This window comes from Enterobacter cloacae complex sp. IR53041, from assembly GCF_049238285.1.
GTDB classification, from domain to species: Bacteria; Pseudomonadota; Gammaproteobacteria; order Enterobacterales; family Enterobacteriaceae; genus Enterobacter; species Enterobacter roggenkampii.
Genome location: NZ_JBMKHB010000010.1, coordinates 93,780 through 112,292, shown reverse-complemented (window position 1 = coordinate 112,292; position 18,513 = coordinate 93,780). Strand labels below are relative to the sequence as shown.

The 18,513-nt window shown below is 57.9% G+C and carries 16 protein-coding genes; 8 read left to right on the top strand and 8 right to left on the bottom strand.

The features are described 5' to 3' along the window. Positions 1 to 118 precede the first annotated feature (118 nt). Genes hofQ through ACOTXF_RS09745 form a run of 5 tightly spaced genes read right to left on the bottom strand, consistent with a single transcriptional unit; the run spans position 119 to position 3,389 of the window. Positions 119 to 1,357: a DNA uptake porin HofQ gene (gene hofQ / locus ACOTXF_RS09765; RefSeq protein ID WP_047745247.1), complete on the bottom strand. Its 1,239-nt coding sequence runs from the start codon at positions 1,355 to 1,357 to the stop codon at positions 119 to 121. Next, on the bottom strand, positions 1,269 to 1,673 hold the full coding sequence (locus ACOTXF_RS09760) for a HofP DNA utilization family protein (protein WP_047745244.1): 405 nt from the start codon (positions 1,671 to 1,673) through the stop codon (positions 1,269 to 1,271). Before ACOTXF_RS09760 ends, hofQ begins: the two co-directional genes overlap by 89 nt. Beyond that, entirely contained in the window at positions 1,663 to 2,118 is a 456-nt protein-coding gene (locus tag ACOTXF_RS09755; protein ID WP_047745243.1) for a hypothetical protein, read from the bottom strand. Before ACOTXF_RS09755 ends, ACOTXF_RS09760 begins: the two co-directional genes overlap by 11 nt. A 3-nt stretch (positions 2,119 to 2,121) precedes the next feature. Continuing rightward, positions 2,122 to 2,616, bottom strand: coding sequence for a PilN domain-containing protein (locus tag ACOTXF_RS09750; protein WP_045409130.1), 495 nt, complete (start codon positions 2,614 to 2,616; stop codon positions 2,122 to 2,124). After that, positions 2,613 to 3,389 (bottom strand): hypothetical protein, encoded by a 777-nt coding sequence (locus ACOTXF_RS09745; protein WP_045353573.1) that lies wholly within the window; start codon positions 3,387 to 3,389, stop codon positions 2,613 to 2,615. Before ACOTXF_RS09745 ends, ACOTXF_RS09750 begins: the two co-directional genes overlap by 4 nt. Before the next feature lie 120 nt (positions 3,390 to 3,509). Between ACOTXF_RS09745 and mrcA the strand changes: the two genes are divergently transcribed. After that, on the top strand, positions 3,510 to 6,062 hold the full coding sequence (gene mrcA / locus ACOTXF_RS09740) for a peptidoglycan glycosyltransferase/peptidoglycan DD-transpeptidase MrcA (RefSeq protein WP_023294724.1): 2,553 nt from the start codon (positions 3,510 to 3,512) through the stop codon (positions 6,060 to 6,062). An 80-nt stretch (positions 6,063 to 6,142) separates the two neighbouring features. On the opposite strand, the gene nudE is transcribed toward mrcA, so the two are convergent. Then, positions 6,143 to 6,703: an ADP compounds hydrolase NudE gene (gene nudE, locus ACOTXF_RS09735; RefSeq protein ID WP_008503041.1), complete on the bottom strand. Its 561-nt coding sequence runs from the start codon at positions 6,701 to 6,703 to the stop codon at positions 6,143 to 6,145. 324 nt (positions 6,704 to 7,027) lie between these two features. Between nudE and ACOTXF_RS09730 the strand changes: the two genes are divergently transcribed. The 5 genes from ACOTXF_RS09730 to pckA all read left to right on the top strand — a co-directional run bounded on the left by ACOTXF_RS09730 (position 7,028) and on the right by pckA (position 13,189). Beyond that, a complete protein-coding gene (locus tag ACOTXF_RS09730; RefSeq protein ID WP_008503042.1) occupies positions 7,028 to 9,163 on the top strand; it encodes an intracellular growth attenuator family protein in 2,136 nt (711 codons plus the stop codon). A 68-nt stretch (positions 9,164 to 9,231) separates the two neighbouring features. Then, a complete protein-coding gene (yrfG, locus tag ACOTXF_RS09725) occupies positions 9,232 to 9,915 on the top strand; it encodes a GMP/IMP nucleotidase (RefSeq protein ID WP_023345033.1) in 684 nt (227 codons plus the stop codon). Next, positions 9,912 to 10,313 carry a ribosome-associated heat shock protein Hsp15 gene (gene hslR / locus ACOTXF_RS09720; RefSeq protein ID WP_021242193.1) on the top strand — a complete coding sequence of 134 codons (402 nt, stop codon included), beginning with the start codon at positions 9,912 to 9,914 and terminating at the stop codon, positions 10,311 to 10,313. The genes yrfG and hslR overlap by 4 nt, the downstream gene beginning before the upstream one ends. 18 nt (positions 10,314 to 10,331) lie before the next feature. Further along, a complete protein-coding gene (gene hslO, locus ACOTXF_RS09715) occupies positions 10,332 to 11,216 on the top strand; it encodes an Hsp33 family molecular chaperone HslO (protein ID WP_161958630.1) in 885 nt (294 codons plus the stop codon). Positions 11,217 to 11,569: 353 nt separating this feature from the next. After that, positions 11,570 to 13,189, top strand: a complete 1,620-nt coding sequence (gene pckA / locus ACOTXF_RS09710; RefSeq protein ID WP_021242192.1) for a phosphoenolpyruvate carboxykinase (ATP) — start codon at positions 11,570 to 11,572, stop codon at positions 13,187 to 13,189. Positions 13,190 to 13,255: 66 nt separating this feature from the next. On the opposite strand, the gene envZ is transcribed toward pckA, so the two are convergent. After that, complete coding sequence (gene envZ, locus ACOTXF_RS09705) at positions 13,256 to 14,602, bottom strand: two-component system sensor histidine kinase EnvZ (protein ID WP_047745239.1); 1,347 nt, start codon at positions 14,600 to 14,602, stop codon at positions 13,256 to 13,258. After that, positions 14,599 to 15,318, bottom strand: coding sequence for a two-component system response regulator OmpR (gene ompR, locus ACOTXF_RS09700; protein ID WP_001157751.1), 720 nt, complete (start codon positions 15,316 to 15,318; stop codon positions 14,599 to 14,601). Before ompR ends, envZ begins: the two co-directional genes overlap by 4 nt. Positions 15,319 to 15,546: 228 nt before the next feature. Between ompR and greB the strand changes: the two genes are divergently transcribed. Continuing rightward, positions 15,547 to 16,020: a transcription elongation factor GreB gene (gene greB, locus ACOTXF_RS09695; RefSeq protein ID WP_008503048.1), complete on the top strand. Its 474-nt coding sequence runs from the start codon at positions 15,547 to 15,549 to the stop codon at positions 16,018 to 16,020. 88 nt (positions 16,021 to 16,108) lie between these two features. After that, complete coding sequence (locus ACOTXF_RS09690) at positions 16,109 to 18,439, top strand: Tex family protein (RefSeq protein ID WP_021242190.1); 2,331 nt, start codon at positions 16,109 to 16,111, stop codon at positions 18,437 to 18,439. Positions 18,440 to 18,513 lie beyond the last annotated feature (74 nt).

Here is an 18,513-nt window from a genome sequence, read left to right as displayed (position 1 = left end):
CATAAGGTAATAAGACGTAAGTCCAACTCAAATCGGTACTCCTTGTATGCTAATTCATGCCCCACGTCAAACATCTGCAACAAACTGAATGCAAAATCATTGCGGGGATCGTTACCCGTCAGCGAATACCGACCAGACGTGGTGTAATAAACACCACTAATTCACGCCGTTCGTTGTCTTTCCCGTCATGGCGGAAAAGCGACCCAATCCACGGGATGCTCCCAAGCCCCGGTACGCTGTCAGTGCCGGTTTTGTTCTTCTGGGAAAATATTCCGCCCAACGCCAGCGTTTCTCCACTTTTTACCTCCACCTGGGTTTCGATCTCCTGCTTATCGATAGCCAGCGTTTCGCCATCGGCCTGCTGCAGAACCTGTCCCGGCATATTTTCGCTGATGTGTAATTTCAGGCGCACGCGTCCCCCCGGCAATACTACCGGTGTGACCTCCATTCCGAGTACCGCCTCTTTAAACTCAACGGAGGTGGCGCCGCTTTCCCCGCTTGAGACCTGATACGGAATTTCGCTGCCCTGCTTAATGCTGGCAGGTTGCATATGCGAGGCCAACAGCCGCGGGCTGGCGATAATATCGACCTGCTGTTTTTGCTCCAGCGCTGAAAGTTCCAGATCAAGCAACCTGCCGTTAATCCGACCGATATTAAACCCCACGTGGCTGGTGGCGCTGGCGACGGAAAGATCGCTGCCCAGCGTCGTGAGCTGTCCCACCTTGCCCGCGTCGGTAGCGTCGGCGAGATTCCACTTCACCCCCAACTCGCGCAGGCTTTTTTCGTTGATGGTCACAATATGCGCCGCCAGTTCGACCTGCTCGACGGGAATATCCATCTCGGCGGCCCAGCGCTGCAGCGTATCCACCGCAGCCTGGTTATCCCTAATCAGCAGGCGGTTAGTACGCGTGTCGACGGATAAGCTCCCCTTTGGGCTCAGGAGTTTTTCCGCGGCTTTTTGCAACTCCCCGGCGTCGGCATAGGAAAAGGGAATGCCCTGAGTGACCAGCGGGGCATCAAGCTGTCGACGCGCCTGTTCCTGCTCTGAACGCTCCCGCTGCTCACGCTGCCAGGCCGCGGTATGCACATAAAAAATGCCGCCTTCCTCGCGCAAGACGAGTCCGGCACTGGTGACAACCGTCCGTAACGCCTGCCGCCAGGGGACGCGCGTCAGGTTAAGCGAAAGCGTACCGCTGACATCAGGCGATACCACCAGATTACGATTCTCCTGTGCGACCAGGGCCTGTAACACCTGGACCACAGGCACGTCATCCACCACCAGCGTGACCGGTTTTGGCGCGGCGGCCCACAGCGGTTGGCTGAACGCCAGCAGCCACAGCATTATCCGTAAATTCATTTTTGTCCGTTCCTTCTCGTTGCCACGTCCATTTTCCCGGGTCACAGGTGTCACCCACATCAACCGCCAGCTCCGCTGCATTGACGGCGGTTATCCTCCAGCCAGCCGGGAAGCGCTCATGCATTTTCAGCCGGTGCCAGCGCATTTCCCCATCCTGTAAAATGCCGATAGTCTCCTGCCCTTCCACCATGCCGCGAAAGCGCCACTGCGCCAGCTCGCCAATGGCGCAAGGATCGCCCGGGGGACGAAACGGATCGCGCATACCGGTCAATAGCAGCACTGAGCAAACCAGCAAACATCGCGCGCTATTTCGCATGTTCCAGCTCCAGCTGCAGGCGCAACGCCGTACCTTGTGGCGAAATCGTGAAAGCCGCGATCTGCACATCCTGCTGTGCCAGACGGGAAAAAAGTTCCGGAATGGCCTGCCACTCCGCATCCAGCGTCAGCTCCCCTCCATTCTGCAGCGGCTTCCAGTGAACCAGCGTCGTCTCATCGCCCTGAAAATTGAGCGGGGAGAACGGCGCCAGCTCCCGAGCCTTCGCAGAGTCCGGACGAAACGGCCCCTTTCTGACGGCAGGCCATAACGATGCGTTAGTGCTTACATCCTCAATCAGCTGGCGTTGTTGTTCAGCACACTGCCTGTCTACCGGTCTGAGCAACGCGCCCCACGCGACCAGCCCTGCCAGGAGACTCCCCAGGCACCAGCAGAGTACCCGATGCCAGGGACGGCTTTCGCACCAGCGTTCTAACAAGGTATTCACGCGTTACCCCTCGCTTTTGAGATGAAGCGTAAACAGCCAGTGCCCCCGGCTATCCTGACGAAGCTCGCCCGGCGTCCCGGGCGTAAAGCCCGCTATTTGGCCAAGCGCATCGCGCAGAGTAGAGAGGGCCGGCAGGGTGATGGCATAACCGGTCAAAATCAGCGCAGGCGGCTGATAGCGCAGCTCTGTCAGCCAGACCTGTGAAGGAATGGCGCGGGAAAGGGAGGCCAGCACCGGTTGCCATGCGCGTCGTTGCCTGGTTTGCACGGGTAGCTGCGCCTGTGCGGCCAGTTTTTGCCGGGCGACAAGCGCGTGCTGCACGGACTGCATTCCCGTCAGATCCGTTTGCAGCGCGCGCAGTTTCACGAACTGGTTCATCCGCAGACAAACAATGACTACGAACATTAACAGTACTGTGCCGATACACATTGCGCCCCAGAAGCGCAGGCATCGCGCGCGCCGCTGCTGTCGCCAGGGCAGAAAATTCAGGATGCTCATCCGGGCACCTCGCTCATGGCCAACGCCAGCGCGACGGTATAATCAGCCCCGCATTCCGGCAGCGGAGCATGGCAGCGTTCCAGGATTTCCCACGGATCACGTTGGCAATCAAACAGCGCGATGTCATCCGGACCAAGCGCCAGCAGCGCCGCCAGCTCGGCCACGTTTTCTGCTTCGGTAGTTAAGCGGCGTCCCCACTGGTGGCGCATCGCCCAGAGCCACTGCCGATCGTCCCGCCAGGCAACGCACTGCGCTGGCGCCACTGCGGAAAGAAGATTCGTCAGCGCGCTGGCATCCGGGGTAATGGTCACCAGCCGCAAACGCAGCGTTTTCGCCAGCGCCAGAAGGGTATCGATCTCGTTGTTTTGTGCGGCCGTCACGTGAAAGGTATTGCTGAAGGTATCCTGCGCGTAATCGAAACAGAGGGTATCGGCAGACATCTCCAGTTCGCGGGCGAGCGCGCTACCCAGCCATGAGAGCTGCTCGCTGTCGCGCAGCGCAACGGTCGGGCGGGGAAGCGACCGCTGCAGGGTACGTGCTGCCGGGAAAGAGAGGAACACCCGATGGGCGTGCGGCAGCGTTTTTCGCCAGTCGCGCAACGCATCAACCAGCTGTTCTGGCTGGCAAATTTTGCCGTCACGAATGATGCCTTCGCCCAGCGGGATTGCCCACCAGCGCCGCAGACGCCTGCCGGACTTATCCCGGTCCAGCGCCACGATCAGCACCCTATCCTGTTGAATATGAACGCCCGTTTGCCATGTTTTGAAGGCCATGCTTCACGATCTCCTTATCGCCCGTCGCCCTGACGGCTATATCAATGAATCAGGCTTGCCTTTATACTACCGCGCGATTGTTTAGAAACTGCCCAAGTGAAACCAAATGGGAAATCTCCGGTGAAGTTCGTAAAGTATTTATTCATCCTTGCAGTCTGTTGCATTCTGCTGGGAGCAGGCTCGATTTACGGTTTGTACAAATATATTGAGCCACAGCTACCTGATGTCGCCACGCTTCGCGATGTGCGTCTCCAGATCCCGATGCAGGTCTATAGCGCCGATGGCGAGCTCATGGCGCAGTATGGCGAGAAGCGTCGTATCCCGCTGACCTTAAACCAAATTCCACCCGTGATGGTGAAAGCCTTTATCGCCACGGAGGACAGCCGTTTTTACGAGCACCACGGTGTCGATCCGGTGGGGATTTTCCGTGCCGCGAGCATTGCGTTGTTCTCTGGTCACGCCTCTCAGGGGGCGAGTACCATTACGCAGCAGCTGGCGCGTAACTTCTTCCTCAGCCCTGAAAAGACGCTGACCCGTAAGATCAAAGAGGTGTTCCTGGCGATCCGTATTGAGCAGCTGCTGAGCAAAGATGAGATCCTTGAGCTGTACCTCAATAAAATCTACCTGGGCTACCGTGCCTATGGCGTGGGGGCGGCCGCGCAGGTGTACTTCGGTAAGCCTGTGGAGCAACTCACCTTAAGCGAAATGGCCACCATCGCCGGTCTGCCAAAAGCGCCGTCCACGTTTAACCCGCTCTACTCGCTCGATCGCGCCACCGCGCGTCGTAACGTCGTCCTGTCACGTATGCTGAGCGAAGGCTATATCAGCCAGAGCGAGTACGACCAGGCGCGCAACGACGTCATTGACGCTAACTACCACGCCCCGGAGATCGCCTTCTCTGCGCCTTACCTGACCGAAATGGTTCGCCAGGAGATGGTGAACCGTTATGGCGACAAGGCCTATGAAGATGGCTATCGCGTGTACACCACCGTCACCCGTAAAGTGCAGCAGGCGGCGCAGGACGCGGTGCGCAACAACGTGATGGACTACGATATGCGTCACGGCTATCGCGGCCCGTCAAACGTGCTCTGGAAGGTGGGCGAAAGCGCGTGGGACAGCAAAAAAATCATCAGTACACTGAGAGCACTGCCTACCTACGGGCCGCTCCTTCCTGCGGTGGTGACGCAGGCCGATCCTCAGGAAGCCGTTGCAACGCTGGCGGACGGTACGTCCGTCTCCCTGCGCATGGACGGTATCCGTTGGGCGCGTCCGTACCGCTCGGATACCCTGCAGGGCGCCACGCCGCGTAAAGTGACCGATGCGGTGCAGACCGGGCAGCAAATCTGGGTGCGCAAGGTTGGCGAATCCTGGTGGCTGGCGCAGGTGCCGGACGTCAACTCGGCCCTGGTTTCTATCAATCCGCAGAACGGTGCTGTACTGGCCCTGGTCGGCGGGTTCGATTTCAACCAGAGCAAATTTAACCGCGCCACCCAGGCGCTGCGTCAGGTCGGTTCCAATATCAAACCGTTCCTCTACACGGCCGCGATGGATAAGGGCCTGACCCTCGCCAGCATCCTCAACGACGTGCCAATCTCCCGCTGGGATGCGGGGGCGGGTTCCGACTGGCAGCCGAAAAACTCCCCTGCGGAATATGCCGGCCCGATTCGTCTTCGTCAGGGTCTGGGACAGTCGAAAAACGTGGTGATGGTGCGTGCCATGCGCGCCATGGGCGTCGACTATGCCGCAGAGTATCTGCAGCGCTTCGGTTTCCCGGCGCAGAACATCGTTCGCACCGAGTCGCTGGCGTTAGGCTCAGCCTCCTTTACGCCGCTTCAGGTCGCGCGTGGATACTCGGTGATGGCCAACGGCGGCTTCCTGATTGACCCGTACTTCATCAGCAAGATCGAGAACGATCAGGGCGGCGTGCTGTTCGAGGCGAAGCCGAAAATTGCCTGCCCTGACTGCGATATTCCGGTCATTTATGGCAATACGCCGAAATCTGAAGTACTTGAAAACAAGGACATGGAAGACCCTGCCGTGTCGCAGGAGCAGCAGAGCGGCGTGGTGCCGCAGCCGCAGCTCGAGCAGGCGAACCAGGCGCTGGTGGCGCAGACCGGCGCGCAGGAATACGCCCCGCATGTGATCAACACGCCGCTGTCTTTCCTGATCAAAAGCGCGCTGAACACCAACATCTTCGGTGAGCCAGGCTGGCAGGGTACCGGCTGGCGCGCAGGACGCGATCTGCAGCGCCATGATATCGGCGGTAAAACGGGGACAACCAACAGCTCGAAAGACGCGTGGTTCTCCGGTTACGGTCCGGGCGTGGTGACCTCAGTCTGGATCGGCTTCGACGATCACCGCCGCGATTTAGGGCGTACCACGGCCTCCGGCGCGATTAAAGATCAGATTTCCGGCTACGAAGGCGGCGCGAAGAGCGCGCAGCCAGCCTGGGACGCCTACATGAAGGCCGTTCTTGAAGGCGTGCCGGAGCAGCCGCTGACGCCACCGCCTGGCGTGGTGACGGTCAATATCGACCGCAGCACGGGCCAGCTCGCCAACGGCGGTAATAGTCGCGAGGAGTATTTCATCGAGGGCACACAGCCAACCACACAGGCGGTGCATGAGGTGGGTACAGAGATTATCGATAACGGCGAAACGCACGAGCTGTTCTAAATGTAAAAATGCCCGGTAAAAACCGGGCAACACAGCGTAGGCCGGGTCAGGCGAAGCCGCCACCCGGCTTTTTTTATGGGCTACAGTCGCCCCTGCCCTTTCAACCACTCCCGTACCAGGAACAGCGCGCTCACGTTGCGAGCCTCATTAAAGTCAGGGTCTTCCAGGAGGTCCATCAGGTGCGCCAGCGGCCAGCGAACCTGCGGCAGTGGCTCCGGCTCATCCCCTTCCAGCGATTCAGGATAGAGATCTTCCGCCACCACGATATTCATTTTGCTGGAAAAATAGGACGGCGCCATGCTCAGTTTTTTCAGGAATGAAAGCTCATTCGCCCCGAACCCCACCTCTTCTTTCAGCTCGCGGTTTGCCGCTTCAAAGACGGTTTCGCCCGGGTCGATCAGCCCTTTCGAGAACCCAAGCTCGTAAGATTCCGTTCCCACCGCGTATTCGCGGATCAAAATCAGATGATCGTCGACAATCGGCACAATCATCACCGCTTCGCGCGACGAGGGGCGCATACGTTCATAAACGCGACGCACACCGTTGCTGAACTCCAGATCCACACTTTCGACATTAAACAGGCGCGATTTGGCGACTGTTTCAACATTCAGAATGGTGGGTTTTTGTAGTGGTTTGCTCATCGTGATGGGTCTTAGCAGTGAGAACTGGCGTTATTGTGCGATACGCCGCACGGTTTCGGCAATGTCAATCGTTCTTTATTTACATTTATGCAACGTAGCAGGGATCAATCCTCAATTCAAAACAAATGTCAAGAGGTTGAAATGTTTCCAGGAATTTGCTGATATCGCGCCATAACAGGCTTTGCTATCATCACCGGTCACTGGGATGCGCTTCAGAATGCTCAAGTTCGACTCCATACTTGCCGATAGCCAGCCACAGATTCTCATTCAATGTAAAGGTGCTACTGACTACACCTGTAAGAAGATAAGTAAGATGGGGAAAGCATGAGCACCATTTTGATTGTTCTCGCTGCTATGCTGGCCGGCGCATTGGTTGCAGGGTGGTTGTACAGGCGCCGCATACAGCGCCGTTATCGCCTGCCTTTTTTAACTGCATTTGCGGGCGCGACCACGCGTAAACTCACGCAAGACGAGCGCGATGCGGTTGAAAACTATCTCGAAATCCTGAACCGTACTCAACTCACGCCTGGGCCAACGGGTGCCACCGCTGCGCCCGTGGCGTTAAAGCTTAATGCGCAGAGTGATACCGTGCTCTGCGTGACGCGATCCATCACGCGCTACGGCATCACGACTGATGACCCCAACAAGTGGCGCTATTACCTTGATTCCGTCGAAGTGCATCTCCCTCCTTCCTGGGAGCAATACATTAATGACGAAAACAGCGTTGAGCTGATTCACACCGATTCATTGCCTCTGGTTATCTCGCTTAACGGCCACACGCTGAATGAATATCTTCAGGAAGCCCCGCGTTTTGCGCTGGAGCGCGCCAGTTCGACGCAGGCTTCTATTCGTGGCGAAGAGACAGAGCAGATTGAACTGCTGAACATTCGTCAGGAGACGCATGAAGAGTACGCCCTGAGCCGCCCGGACGGCATTCGTGAAGCCCTGCTGATCGTCGCCGCCTTCCTGCTCTTTTTTTTCTGCCTGCTGACGCCGGATGTGTTTGTCCCCTGGCTGGCGGGCGGTGCGGTGCTGCTGCTGGCGGGCGGACTTTGGGGGCTCTTTGCTCCACCGGCCAAAACCTCGTTGCGCGAGATCCACTGCCTGCGCGGGACGCCAAAGCGCTGGGGTCTGTTCGGTGAAAACGATCAGGAACACCTCAACAATATCTCGCTCGGGATTATTGACCTGATTTACCCGCGCCACTGGCAACCGTGGATCGCGCAGGATTTAGGCCAGAAAACCGATATTGATATCTACCTTGACCGCCACGTCGTGCGTCAGGGACGCTTCTTATCCCTTCATGATGAAGTGAAAAATTTCCCGCTTCAGCACTGGCTTCGCAGCACGGTCATTGCCGGGGGCGCGGCGCTGGTCTTAGTCATGCTGCTGCTTTTCGTACCGCTGGATATGCCCATCAAATTCACCCTGTCGTGGATCAAAGGGGCGCAAACCATTGAAGCGACCAGCGTCAACAAGCTGGATGAAGCCGGTGTACGCGTGGGAGACACGCTGCGCCTGAAGGGAACCGGGATGTGTAATATTCACACGCCGGGGGCATGGAACACGCGCCAGAACTCGCCGTTTATGCCGTTCGATTGCTCGCAAATTATCTGGAACGACGCACCGCCGCTGCCGCTGCCGGAATCCGAAGTGGTGAATAAAGCCACGGCGCTTACCCAGACGGTTAACCGCCAGCTGCACCCGAAACCGGACGATGATTCACGCGTTAGTCCCGCACTGCGTTCGGCCATTCAAAAATCAGGCATGGTTCTGCTGGATGATTTTGGTGACATCGTTCTGAAAACGCAGGATCTCTGTTCTTCGCAGGATGAGTGCATACGTCTTAAAAATGCCCTGGTCAACCTCGGGAACAGTAAAGACTGGGACTCGCTGGTAAAGCGCGCCGAAGCGGGACGACTGGATGGCGTCAACGTGCTGCTGCGTCCGGTGAGTGCTGAATCGCTGGATAACCTGGTCGCCACCTCCACATCACCGTTTATGATGCGCGAAACCACCCGGGCGGCTCAGGCGCTGAACAGCCCGGCACCGGGCGGCTTTGTGATTGCAAGCGATGAGGGCAGCGACCTGGTCGATCAGCCTTACCCGCAGGTGGCGCTTTATGACTACCCGGCGCAGGAGCAGTGGAGCCAGTTCCAGCGCCTGGCGCAGATGCTGATGCAAACGCCGTTCAGCGCAGAAGGGATTGTCACGAGTGTTTATACCGACGCCAACGGCACGCGCCATATCGGCCTGCACCGGATGCCAGATAGCGCAGGTTTATGGCGCTACATCGGCACCTCTCTGCTGATGACCGCGATGCTGATCGCCATTTTCTGGAACGGCTTTATGGCCCTGCGACGCTACCAGCGCTCGCGCACCCGGCTTGCAGAGATCCAGCAATATTATGAAAATTGCCTCAATCCTAAGCTGATCCCCTCCTCTGAGAGCCTGATCTGATAACGTCGTTGCGCGACAAGATGTGCTACCCTGTCGCGCACGTTTCTTCTGGCTGGAGTTCCCCCCCTATGCATCTTGATATCGACTGGCAGCAGGTCGACACCGTTCTGCTGGATATGGACGGCACGCTGCTCGATCTCGCCTTTGACAACTATTTCTGGCAAACGCTGGTGCCGGAAACCTATGGCGAGCAGCAGGGAATCTCCCCGGCAGAAGCGCAGGCATTCATTCGTTCGCAATATAGCGCCGTGCAACATACGCTAAACTGGTACTGTCTGGACTACTGGAGCGAGCGCCTCGGTCTGGATATTTGTGCCATGACCACCGCCCAGGGTCCACGCGCCGTACTGCGCGAGGATACGGTTCCGTTCCTGGATGCGCTGAAAGCAAGCGGCAAACGCCGTATTTTGCTGACCAATGCGCATCCCCATAACCTGGCCGTGAAGCTGGAGCATACGGGTCTGGCATCACACCTTGATTTATTACTTTCCACCCACACATTTGGTTATCCGAAAGAGGATCAGCGGTTGTGGCATGCGGTGACGGAAGAGACGGGCTTGCAGCCGGAACGTACGCTGTTCATTGACGACAGCGAGCCCATTCTGGATTCCGCGGCAAGGTTTGGCATTCGCTATTGTCTGGGCGTCACCAATCCTGACTCTGGCCTGGCTGAAAAAAGCTATCTGCGCCACCCGGGACTGAACGACTACCGCCAGATGATCCCCTCACTGACCGTGAAGGAGAGGCCATGAAAGAAAAACCCTCTGACGGGGTAAGACTGGATAAATGGCTGTGGGCGGCGCGTTTTTATAAAACGCGCGCCCTTGCCCGCGAGATGATTGACGGCGGAAAGGTGCATTACAACGGCCAGCGCAGCAAGCCGAGCAAGCTGGTTGAGCTGAACGCCACCTTAACGCTGCGCCAGGGCAACGATGAACGTACGGTAGTGATTAAAGCCATTACCGAACAGCGGCGGCCCGCATCGGAAGCCGTACTGCTTTACGAAGAGACGGCGGAAAGCGTTGAAAAGCGCGAGAAGACCGCGCTGGCGCGCAAAATGAATGCGCTGACCATGCCCCACCCGGACCGGCGACCGGATAAAAAAGAGCGCCGCGATCTGATGAAATTTAAACACGGTGAGAGCGAGTAACCCTCACCCGCACGAGAGATGAAAATGGCCCAACACGACCAATTACACCGCTATCTGTTTGAACAATTCGCCGTGCGCGGCGAGCTGGTCACCGTATCCGAAACCTGGAAACAGATTCTGGAAAACCACAACTACCCGCTGCCGGTGAAGACCCTGTTGGGCGAACTGCTGGTTGCCACCAGCCTGCTGACCGCAACGCTGAAGTTTGCCGGCGATATCACCGTGCAGCTGCAGGGTGACGGCCCAATGTCGCTGGCGGTCATCAACGGCAATAACCAGCAGCAGATGCGCGGCGTGGCGCGCGTTCAGGGCGACGTGCCTGAAAATGCTGACCTCAAAACGCTGGTAGGTAATGGCTACCTGGTGATCACCATCTCCCCTGAGGAAGGTGAACGCTATCAGGGCGTGGTCGGTCTGGAAGGCGATACCCTGGCAGCCTGCCTGGAAGATTACTTCATGCGTTCTGAACAGCTGCCGACGCGTCTCTTCATCCGCACCGGTGAAGTGGACGGCCAGCCAGCTGCTGGCGGGATGCTGCTGCAGGTTCTGCCTGCGCAGGACGCGCAGACCAATGATTTTGAGCACCTGGCGACGCTGACCGAAACCATCAAGGCGGAAGAGCTGTTCAACCTGTCGGCGACCGACGTGCTGTGGCGTCTGTACCACGAAGAAGAAGTGACCGTCTACGATCCGCAGTCCGTGGAGTTTAAGTGCACCTGCTCCCGCGAGCGCTGCGCTGGCGCACTGAAAACCCTGCCGGATGAAGAGATCGACAGCATCATGGCGGAAGACGGCGAAATTGATATGCACTGTGACTACTGCGGTACGCACTATGTGTTCAATTCGATGGATATCGCTGAGATCCGCAACAACGCCTCCCCGGCGGATCCGCAGGTTCACTAAACCTCTTTCCCCTCACCCTCTTCCGTTTGGGAAGAGGGCTGGGTTGAGGGGTAAAAAACACCCCCCAAGCTGAATCGTTTTCCCAATGTAACTCTTACGTAATTTTCTTACGTGTATGCGATTACATTCACATTCTTTCCGATAAAATCACCAGCCTTTAACCTTTTCGGAACATTTTCCCCAACAAAAAAGCGATTCCTGCGATAATCCGCCTGCGCTGTGACTGGAGTCGCAGCGTTTTCCGTTAGTAAGGGTTTTGTCCAGATGCGTGAATCTATGAGCCCCGTCGCGGTAAACAACCTCAGAAAAACCCTACAATTTCAGGCAGTACATATTGGCTAAGGAGCAGTGATATGCGTGTTACTGGTTTAACCCCGCAAGATCTCAAGGCTTATGGTATTCACGACGTCCAGGAAGTCGTCTACAACCCCGACTACGATACGCTGTATCAGGAAGAGCTCAATCCAGCACTGGAAGGATACGAGCGCGGTGTGTTGACGAATCTTGGTGCTATCGCCGTCGATACCGGTATTTTTACCGGTCGTTCGCCGAAAGATAAGTATATCGTCCGAGACGAAACCACCCGCGATACGCTGTGGTGGGCTGACAAGGGCAAAGGGAAGAACGACAACAAACCGCTCTCTCCGGAAACCTGGCAGCACCTGAAAGGGCTCGTCACCCATCAACTTTCCGGCAAGCGTTTGTTTATTGTCGACGCTTTCTGCGGCGCTAATGCCGACACCCGTCTCTCCGTACGTTTTATCACCGAAGTGGCCTGGCAGGCGCATTTCGTGAAAAACATGTTTATTCGTCCAACCGACGAAGAGCTGCAGGACTTCACCCCTGATTTCATCGTGATGAACGGCGCGAAATGTACCAACCCACAGTGGAAAGAGCAGGGTCTGAACTCCGAAAACTTTGTTGCCTTCAACCTGACCGAGCGTATCCAGCTGATCGGCGGTACCTGGTACGGCGGCGAAATGAAGAAAGGGATGTTCTCGGTCATGAACTACCTGCTGCCGCTGCGGGGCATCGCCTCCATGCACTGCTCGGCTAACGTCGGTGAAAAAGGCGACGTGGCGGTCTTCTTCGGCCTGTCCGGCACCGGGAAAACCACCCTGTCTACCGATCCAAAACGTCGCCTGATTGGCGATGACGAACACGGCTGGGATGACGACGGCGTATTCAACTTTGAAGGCGGCTGCTACGCGAAGACCATTCGCCTGTCTGAAGAGGCCGAGCCGGATATCTTCCACGCGATCCGTCGCGATGCGCTGCTGGAAAACGTCACCGTGCGTGCCGACGGCTCCATCGACTTCGACGATGCGTCGAAAACGGAAAACACCCGCGTCTCTTATCCGATCTACCACATCGACAACATCGTGAAGCCGGTGTCAAAAGCGGGTCATGCCACGAAGGTCATTTTCCTGACGGCGGATGCGTTCGGCGTGTTGCCGCCGGTGTCTCGCCTGACGGCCAGCCAGACGCAGTACCACTTCCTCTCCGGTTTCACCGCCAAGCTGGCGGGTACCGAGCGCGGCGTGACGGAGCCAACCCCAACCTTCTCCGCCTGCTTCGGCGCAGCCTTCCTGTCGCTGCACCCGACGCAGTACGCTGAAGTGCTGGTGAAACGCATGCAGGCATCCGGCGCGCAGGCATACCTGGTGAACACCGGCTGGAACGGCACCGGCAAACGTATCTCCATCAAAGATACCCGCGCCATTATCGACGCTATTCTGGATGGTTCTCTGGACGACGCCGAAACCTTCACGCTGCCGATGTTTGACCTGGCGATCCCAACGTCGCTGCCGGGTGTGGATACGCATATCCTCGACCCGCGCAATACGTACGGTTCGCCTGAACAGTGGCGCGAGAAAGCGGAATCGCTGGCGAAGCTGTTTATCGAGAACTTCGAGAAGTATACCGATACTCCGGCGGGTGCTGCGCTGGTGAGCGCGGGTCCAAAACTGTAGTCCATGTCGGGTGGCGGCTTCGCCTTACCCGACCTACAAAAAAGGGTGGCTCGTGCCACCCTTTTTTCAACTCTCTTTCACCTGCCCCCGCGTGACCGGAACCGGCAACCAGGCGCGAATGCTCAACCCGCCCCGCTCGCTGGTACCAATCTCCAGCAACCCGTTATGGTTATCCACAATACGCTGCACAATCGCCAGGCCTAAGCCCGTACCGCTGGTGCTGCGCGCGCTGTCGCCGCGCACAAACGGCTGAAACAGATGCTTACGCTGCTCGGGCTTGATGCCCGAACCGTCGTCTTCCACCTGGAACCAGGCGCGGTTGAGTTCAGACCCGCTGCTGACTTTGATCCAGCCGTTACCGTAGCGCGCCGCGTTGACCACCATGTTCGCCACCGCGCGCTTAATGGAGAGCGGGTGCATACGAACCTGAATTTCACCGGCCTGAAGGTCAGTATCAATTTCACGCTCGTAGCCGCTTTCTGCCGCCACCACTTCACCCAGCACCGCGTTCAGGTCCGCCATTTCCATCGGCATCTCCTGGCCGGTGCGCAGGTAGTCGATGAACTGCTCGATGATGGCGTTGCACTCTTCGATGTCCTTGTTGATGGACTCGGCGAGATAACCGTCCTCTTCCCCCATCATCTCCGTCGCCAGACGAATACGCGTCAGGGGGGTGCGCAGGTCATGGCTCACGCCCGCCATCAGCAGCGTACGGTCATCCGCAAGCTGCTTCACGCCTGCCGCCATATGGTTAAACGCACGCGTCACCGAGCGGACTTCCGAGGCACCATACTCGCGCAGCGGAGGAGGAATAATGCCTTTACCGACTTGCAGCGCAGCGTGCTCCAGGTCGACCAGCGGTCGGTTCTGTATTCGAATAAACAGCCAGGCTCCGCCTATCGCCAGCAGCATAATTGCCAGGGTATAGCGGAACAGCGGCGAGAAATCGCCCTGATGGATTTCGGTCAGCGGGACGCGCACCCAGATGTTGGGTGACAGCCAGGTTTTCAGCCAGACAACGGGCGAGCTTTTGTTGACCTCGACGCGCACTTCCGTCGGGCCACCCAGCTGCTGCGCCATCTGCTGGCTGAGAAATTCGTAGTGCTGCGCCCAGCGCAGACCCGCGTCTTCCGCCGCTTCATTCGAATAGAGCGAGATGCCCAGTTCACGGTAGATTTCACGACGAAACGCCGGGGGAACAACCAGCTGCGTGCCGTCCTCCAGCTGCAGCTTATCGGTCATCAGCATACGCACTTCGTAGGCCAGGACCTTATTAAACTGCTGGAGGCTCGGCAGGATCGCAAAGTTCAGCACCACCAGGTAGGTCGTCACCAGGCTGACGAACAGCAGGGTGACGATCAGTAACAGGGTGCGGGCAAACGAGCTTCGCGGCGAGAAGCGCATTCGCCTCATGCTTTAGAGCCGTCCGGGACGAACACGTAGCCCAGACCCCACACGGTCTGAATATAACGAGGATGCGCCGGATCTTCTTCCACCATGCGGCGCAGACGGGAGATCTGCACGTCGATGGAGCGTTCCATTGCGGAGTATTCGCGACCGCGCGCCAGGTTCATCAGCTTGTCGCGGGAGAGCGGCTCACGCGGGTGGCTAACCAGCGCTTTCAGCACCGCGAACTCGCCGCTGGTGAGCGGCATTGGCTCGTCTTCACGGAACATTTCGCGCGTGCCGAGGTTCAGCTTGAACTTGCCGAAGGCAATAACGGCTTCTTCCTGCGACGGTGCGCCCGGCAGCTCGTTCGCCTGACGGCGCAGCACGGCGCGAATGCGCGCCAGCAGTTCACGCGGGTTAAACGGTTTTGGAATGTAGTCGTCGGCGCCGATTTCGAGGCCCACGATACGGTCAACTTCTTCGCCCTTCGCCGTTACCATAATGATCGGCATCGGGTTGCTCTGGCTGCGCAGACGGCGGCAGATAGAGAGCCCGTCTTCGCCTGGCAGCATCAGGTCGAGAACCATCAGATGGAAAGATTCACGGGTCAACAGACGATCCATTTGCTCAGCGTTCGCGACGCTGCGAACCTGGAAGCCCTGCTCGGTCAGATAACGCTCCAGCAGCGCACGCAGGCGCATGTCGTCATCCACGACCAGAATTTTATAGTTTTCTTGCATTGTGTGTACTCCCAAAGGTTCGGATAGTCTTTGTAACAGCGTATTCTAAAAAAGTGCACGTATTCGACCAGTTAATTCTGGTATAAATTCTAGTCGAAATTGTTACAAAGCATATTTAACAGCAGCTTATCTTTTCATTTCACCACATAAATTATTATTAATCCTGTCTGTTACACTGTGTGGTACGTATTGTGCGCAAAACAGAGAACCGGCAGCAAAGGCAGCACCATGAAAACGCCCCTGATCACCCGCGAAGGGTACGAGAAGCTCAAAAAAGAGATGGATTTCCTCTGGCGCGAAGAGCGTCCTGAGGTGACCAAAAAGGTGACCTGGGCCGCGAGCCTGGGCGATCGCAGCGAAAACGCTGACTACCAGTACAACAAGAAGCGGCTGCGCGAAATTGACCGCCGTGTACGCTATCTGACGAAGTGCCTTGAGAACCTGAAAATCGTCGATTACTCCCCGCAGCAGGAGGGCAAGGTCTTCTTCGGCGCGTGGGTGGAGATTGAAAACGACGACGGTGACACCCTGCGTTTTCGCATCGTCGGCTACGATGAAATTTTTGGTCGTAAGGATTACATCTCCATCGACTCCCCGATGGCCCGCGCGCTGCTGAAAAAGGAAGTGGGCGATCTGGCCGTCGTGCAAACCCCAGCCGGTGAAGCCAGCTGGTACGTTAATGAGATCGTCTACGTAAAATAGTCCGAGAGCGCCCTCCCCGGCTGGCATTTTGCCGTGTCAGCCCGTATAACTATCCCCTGATTTTTTCGACTCAACAGATGATAAAGCCATGATGAAAGATTCGCTCTGCCGCATTATTGCGGGTGAACTTCAGGCCAGAGCCGAACAGGTAGAAGCTGCCGTTCGCCTGCTTGATGAAGGGAACACCGTGCCGTTTATTGCACGCTATCGTAAGGAAGTCACCGGCGGTCTGGACGACACGCAGCTGCGTAACCTGGAAACCCGTCTCGGTTATCTGCGCGAACTGGAAGAACGTCGTCAGGCGATCCTCAAATCTATCGGCGAACAGGGCAAGCTGACCAGCGAGCTGGAAAGCGCCATTAACGGCACCCTGAGCAAAACCGAACTCGAAGACCTCTATCTGCCGTACAAGCCGAAGCGCCGCACGCGCGGACAGATTGCAATTGAAGCGGGTCTTGAGCCGCTAGCCGACCTGTTGTGGAACGAGCCGTCCCACGATCCGGATACCGAAGCGGCGAAATTCATCGACGCCGACAAAGGCGTAGCGGACACCAAGGCCGCCCTCGACGGCGCACGCTACATTCTGATGGAGCGCTTCGCTGAAGATGCCGCCCTCCTCGCTAAAGTGCGTGATTATCTGTGGAAGAACGCCCACATCGTCTCTACCGTCGTCGCGGGTAAAGAGGAAGAAGGCGCGAAATTCCGCGACTACTTCGATCACCACGAACCGATTTCCACCACCCCTTCTCACCGCGCGCTGGCAATGTTCCGCGGCCGCAACGAAGGCGTGCTGCAGCTCTCCCTGAACGCCGACCCGCAGTTTGACGAGCCGCCGAAAGAGAGCCACTGCGAGCAGATCATCATCGACCATCTTGGCCTGCGCCTGAACAACGCCCCGGCTGACAGCTGGCGCAAAGGCGTGGTGAGCTGGACCTGGCGCATCAAGGTGCTGATGCACCTCGAAACCGAGCTGATGGGCACCGTGCGCGAACGCGCCGAAGATGAAGCCATCAACGTCTTCGCCCGCAACCTGCACGACCTGCTGATGGCCGCCCCTGCTGGCCTGCGCGCGACTATGGGTCTCGATCCGGGTCTGCGTACCGGTGTAAAAGTCGCTGTCGTTGACGGCACCGGCAAGCTGGTCGCCACCGATACCATCTATCCGCACACCGGCCAGGCAGCGAAAGCGGCCGTCGTGGTGGCGGCGCTGTGCGAAAAATACAACGTCGAACTTGTCGCCATCGGCAACGGTACGGCGTCCCGCGAAACCGAACGTTTCTACCTCGACGTGCAGAAGCAGTTCCCGAAAGTGACGGCGCAGAAAGTGATCGTCAGCGAGGCCGGGGCGTCCGTCTATTCCGCGTCCGAGCTGGCGGCCCAGGAGTTCCCGGACCTGGACGTTTCCCTGCGCGGTGCGGTCTCGATCGCTCGCCGCCTGCAGGATCCGCTGGCGGAACTGGTGAAGATCGACCCGAAATCGATCGGCGTGGGCCAGTATCAGCATGACGTGAGCCAGACTCAGCTGGCGCGCAAGCTGGATGCGGTGGTGGAAGACTGCGTAAACGCCGTTGGCGTTGACCTGAACACCGCCTCCGTCCCTCTGCTGACCCGCGTAGCGGGCTTAACCCGCATGATGGCGCAAAACATCGTCGCCTGGCGCGATGAGAACGGCCAGTTCCAGAACCGTCAGCAGCTGCTGAAGGTAAGCCGTCTGGGGCCAAAAGCGTTTGAGCAGTGCGCGGGCTTCCTGCGCATCAACCACGGCGATAACCCGCTCGATGCCTCCACCGTTCACCCGGAAGCGTACCCGGTGGTGGAACGCATCCTGGCCGCCACCCAGCAGGCGCTGAAAGATCTCATGGGCGACAGCAGCGCCCTGCGCAACCTGAAAGCCGTTGATTTCACTGACGACAAATTTGGTGTGCCAACCGTTACCGACATTATTAAAGAGCTGGAAAAACCGGGCCGCGATCCGCGTCCTGAGTTCAAAACGGCGACCTTTGCTGACGGTATCGAGACCATGAACGACCTGCTGCCAGGGATGGTGCTGGAAGGTGCGGTGACCAACGTCACCAACTTTGGCGCGTTTGTGGATATCGGCGTGCATCAGGATGGCCTGGTCCATATCTCATCCCTTGCCGACAAGTTCGTTGAAGACCCGCACACCGTGGTCAAAGCGGGCGACATCGTGAAGGTCAAAGTGCTGGAAGTGGATCTGCAGCGCAAGCGTATCGCCCTGACCATGCGTCTGGACGAGCAGCCGGGTGACACCAGCGCACGCCGCGGCGGCAACGGCGGGGGCCGCGAGCAGCAGCGTCCGGCCGCGAAAGCCGCGAAGCCGCGTGGACGTGACGCCCAGCCTGCAGGCAACAGCGCGATGATGGATGCGCTGGCGGCCGCGATGGGTAAAAAACGCTAAGGTTGTACATGCCCGGTGGCGCTATGCTTACCGGGCCTACGGTTTTGTAGGCCGGGCAAACGCTGTGCCGCCCG

Coding starts and splice junctions, on each gene's coding strand:
- hofQ (WP_047745247.1), bottom strand. CDS start 1,357: ATGAATTTACGGATAATGCTGTGGCTGCTGGCGTTCAGCCAACCGCTG.
- ACOTXF_RS09760 (WP_047745244.1), bottom strand. CDS start 1,673: ATGCGAAATAGCGCGCGATGTTTGCTGGTTTGCTCAGTGCTGCTATTG.
- ACOTXF_RS09750 (WP_045409130.1), bottom strand. CDS start 2,616: ATGAGCATCCTGAATTTTCTGCCCTGGCGACAGCAGCGGCGCGCGCGA.
- ACOTXF_RS09745 (WP_045353573.1), bottom strand. CDS start 3,389: ATGGCCTTCAAAACATGGCAAACGGGCGTTCATATTCAACAGGATAGG.
- nudE (WP_008503041.1), bottom strand. CDS start 6,703: ATGAGCAAACCACTACAAAAACCCACCATTCTGAATGTTGAAACAGTC.
- ACOTXF_RS09730 (WP_008503042.1), top strand. CDS start 7,028: ATGAGCACCATTTTGATTGTTCTCGCTGCTATGCTGGCCGGCGCATTG.
- yrfG (WP_023345033.1), top strand. CDS start 9,232: ATGCATCTTGATATCGACTGGCAGCAGGTCGACACCGTTCTGCTGGAT.
- hslR (WP_021242193.1), top strand. CDS start 9,912: ATGAAAGAAAAACCCTCTGACGGGGTAAGACTGGATAAATGGCTGTGG.
- hslO (WP_161958630.1), top strand. CDS start 10,332: ATGAAAATGGCCCAACACGACCAATTACACCGCTATCTGTTTGAACAA.
- pckA (WP_021242192.1), top strand. CDS start 11,570: ATGCGTGTTACTGGTTTAACCCCGCAAGATCTCAAGGCTTATGGTATT.
- envZ (WP_047745239.1), bottom strand. CDS start 14,602: ATGAGGCGAATGCGCTTCTCGCCGCGAAGCTCGTTTGCCCGCACCCTG.
- ompR (WP_001157751.1), bottom strand. CDS start 15,318: ATGCAAGAAAACTATAAAATTCTGGTCGTGGATGACGACATGCGCCTG.
- greB (WP_008503048.1), top strand. CDS start 15,547: ATGAAAACGCCCCTGATCACCCGCGAAGGGTACGAGAAGCTCAAAAAA.
- ACOTXF_RS09690 (WP_021242190.1), top strand. CDS start 16,109: ATGATGAAAGATTCGCTCTGCCGCATTATTGCGGGTGAACTTCAGGCC.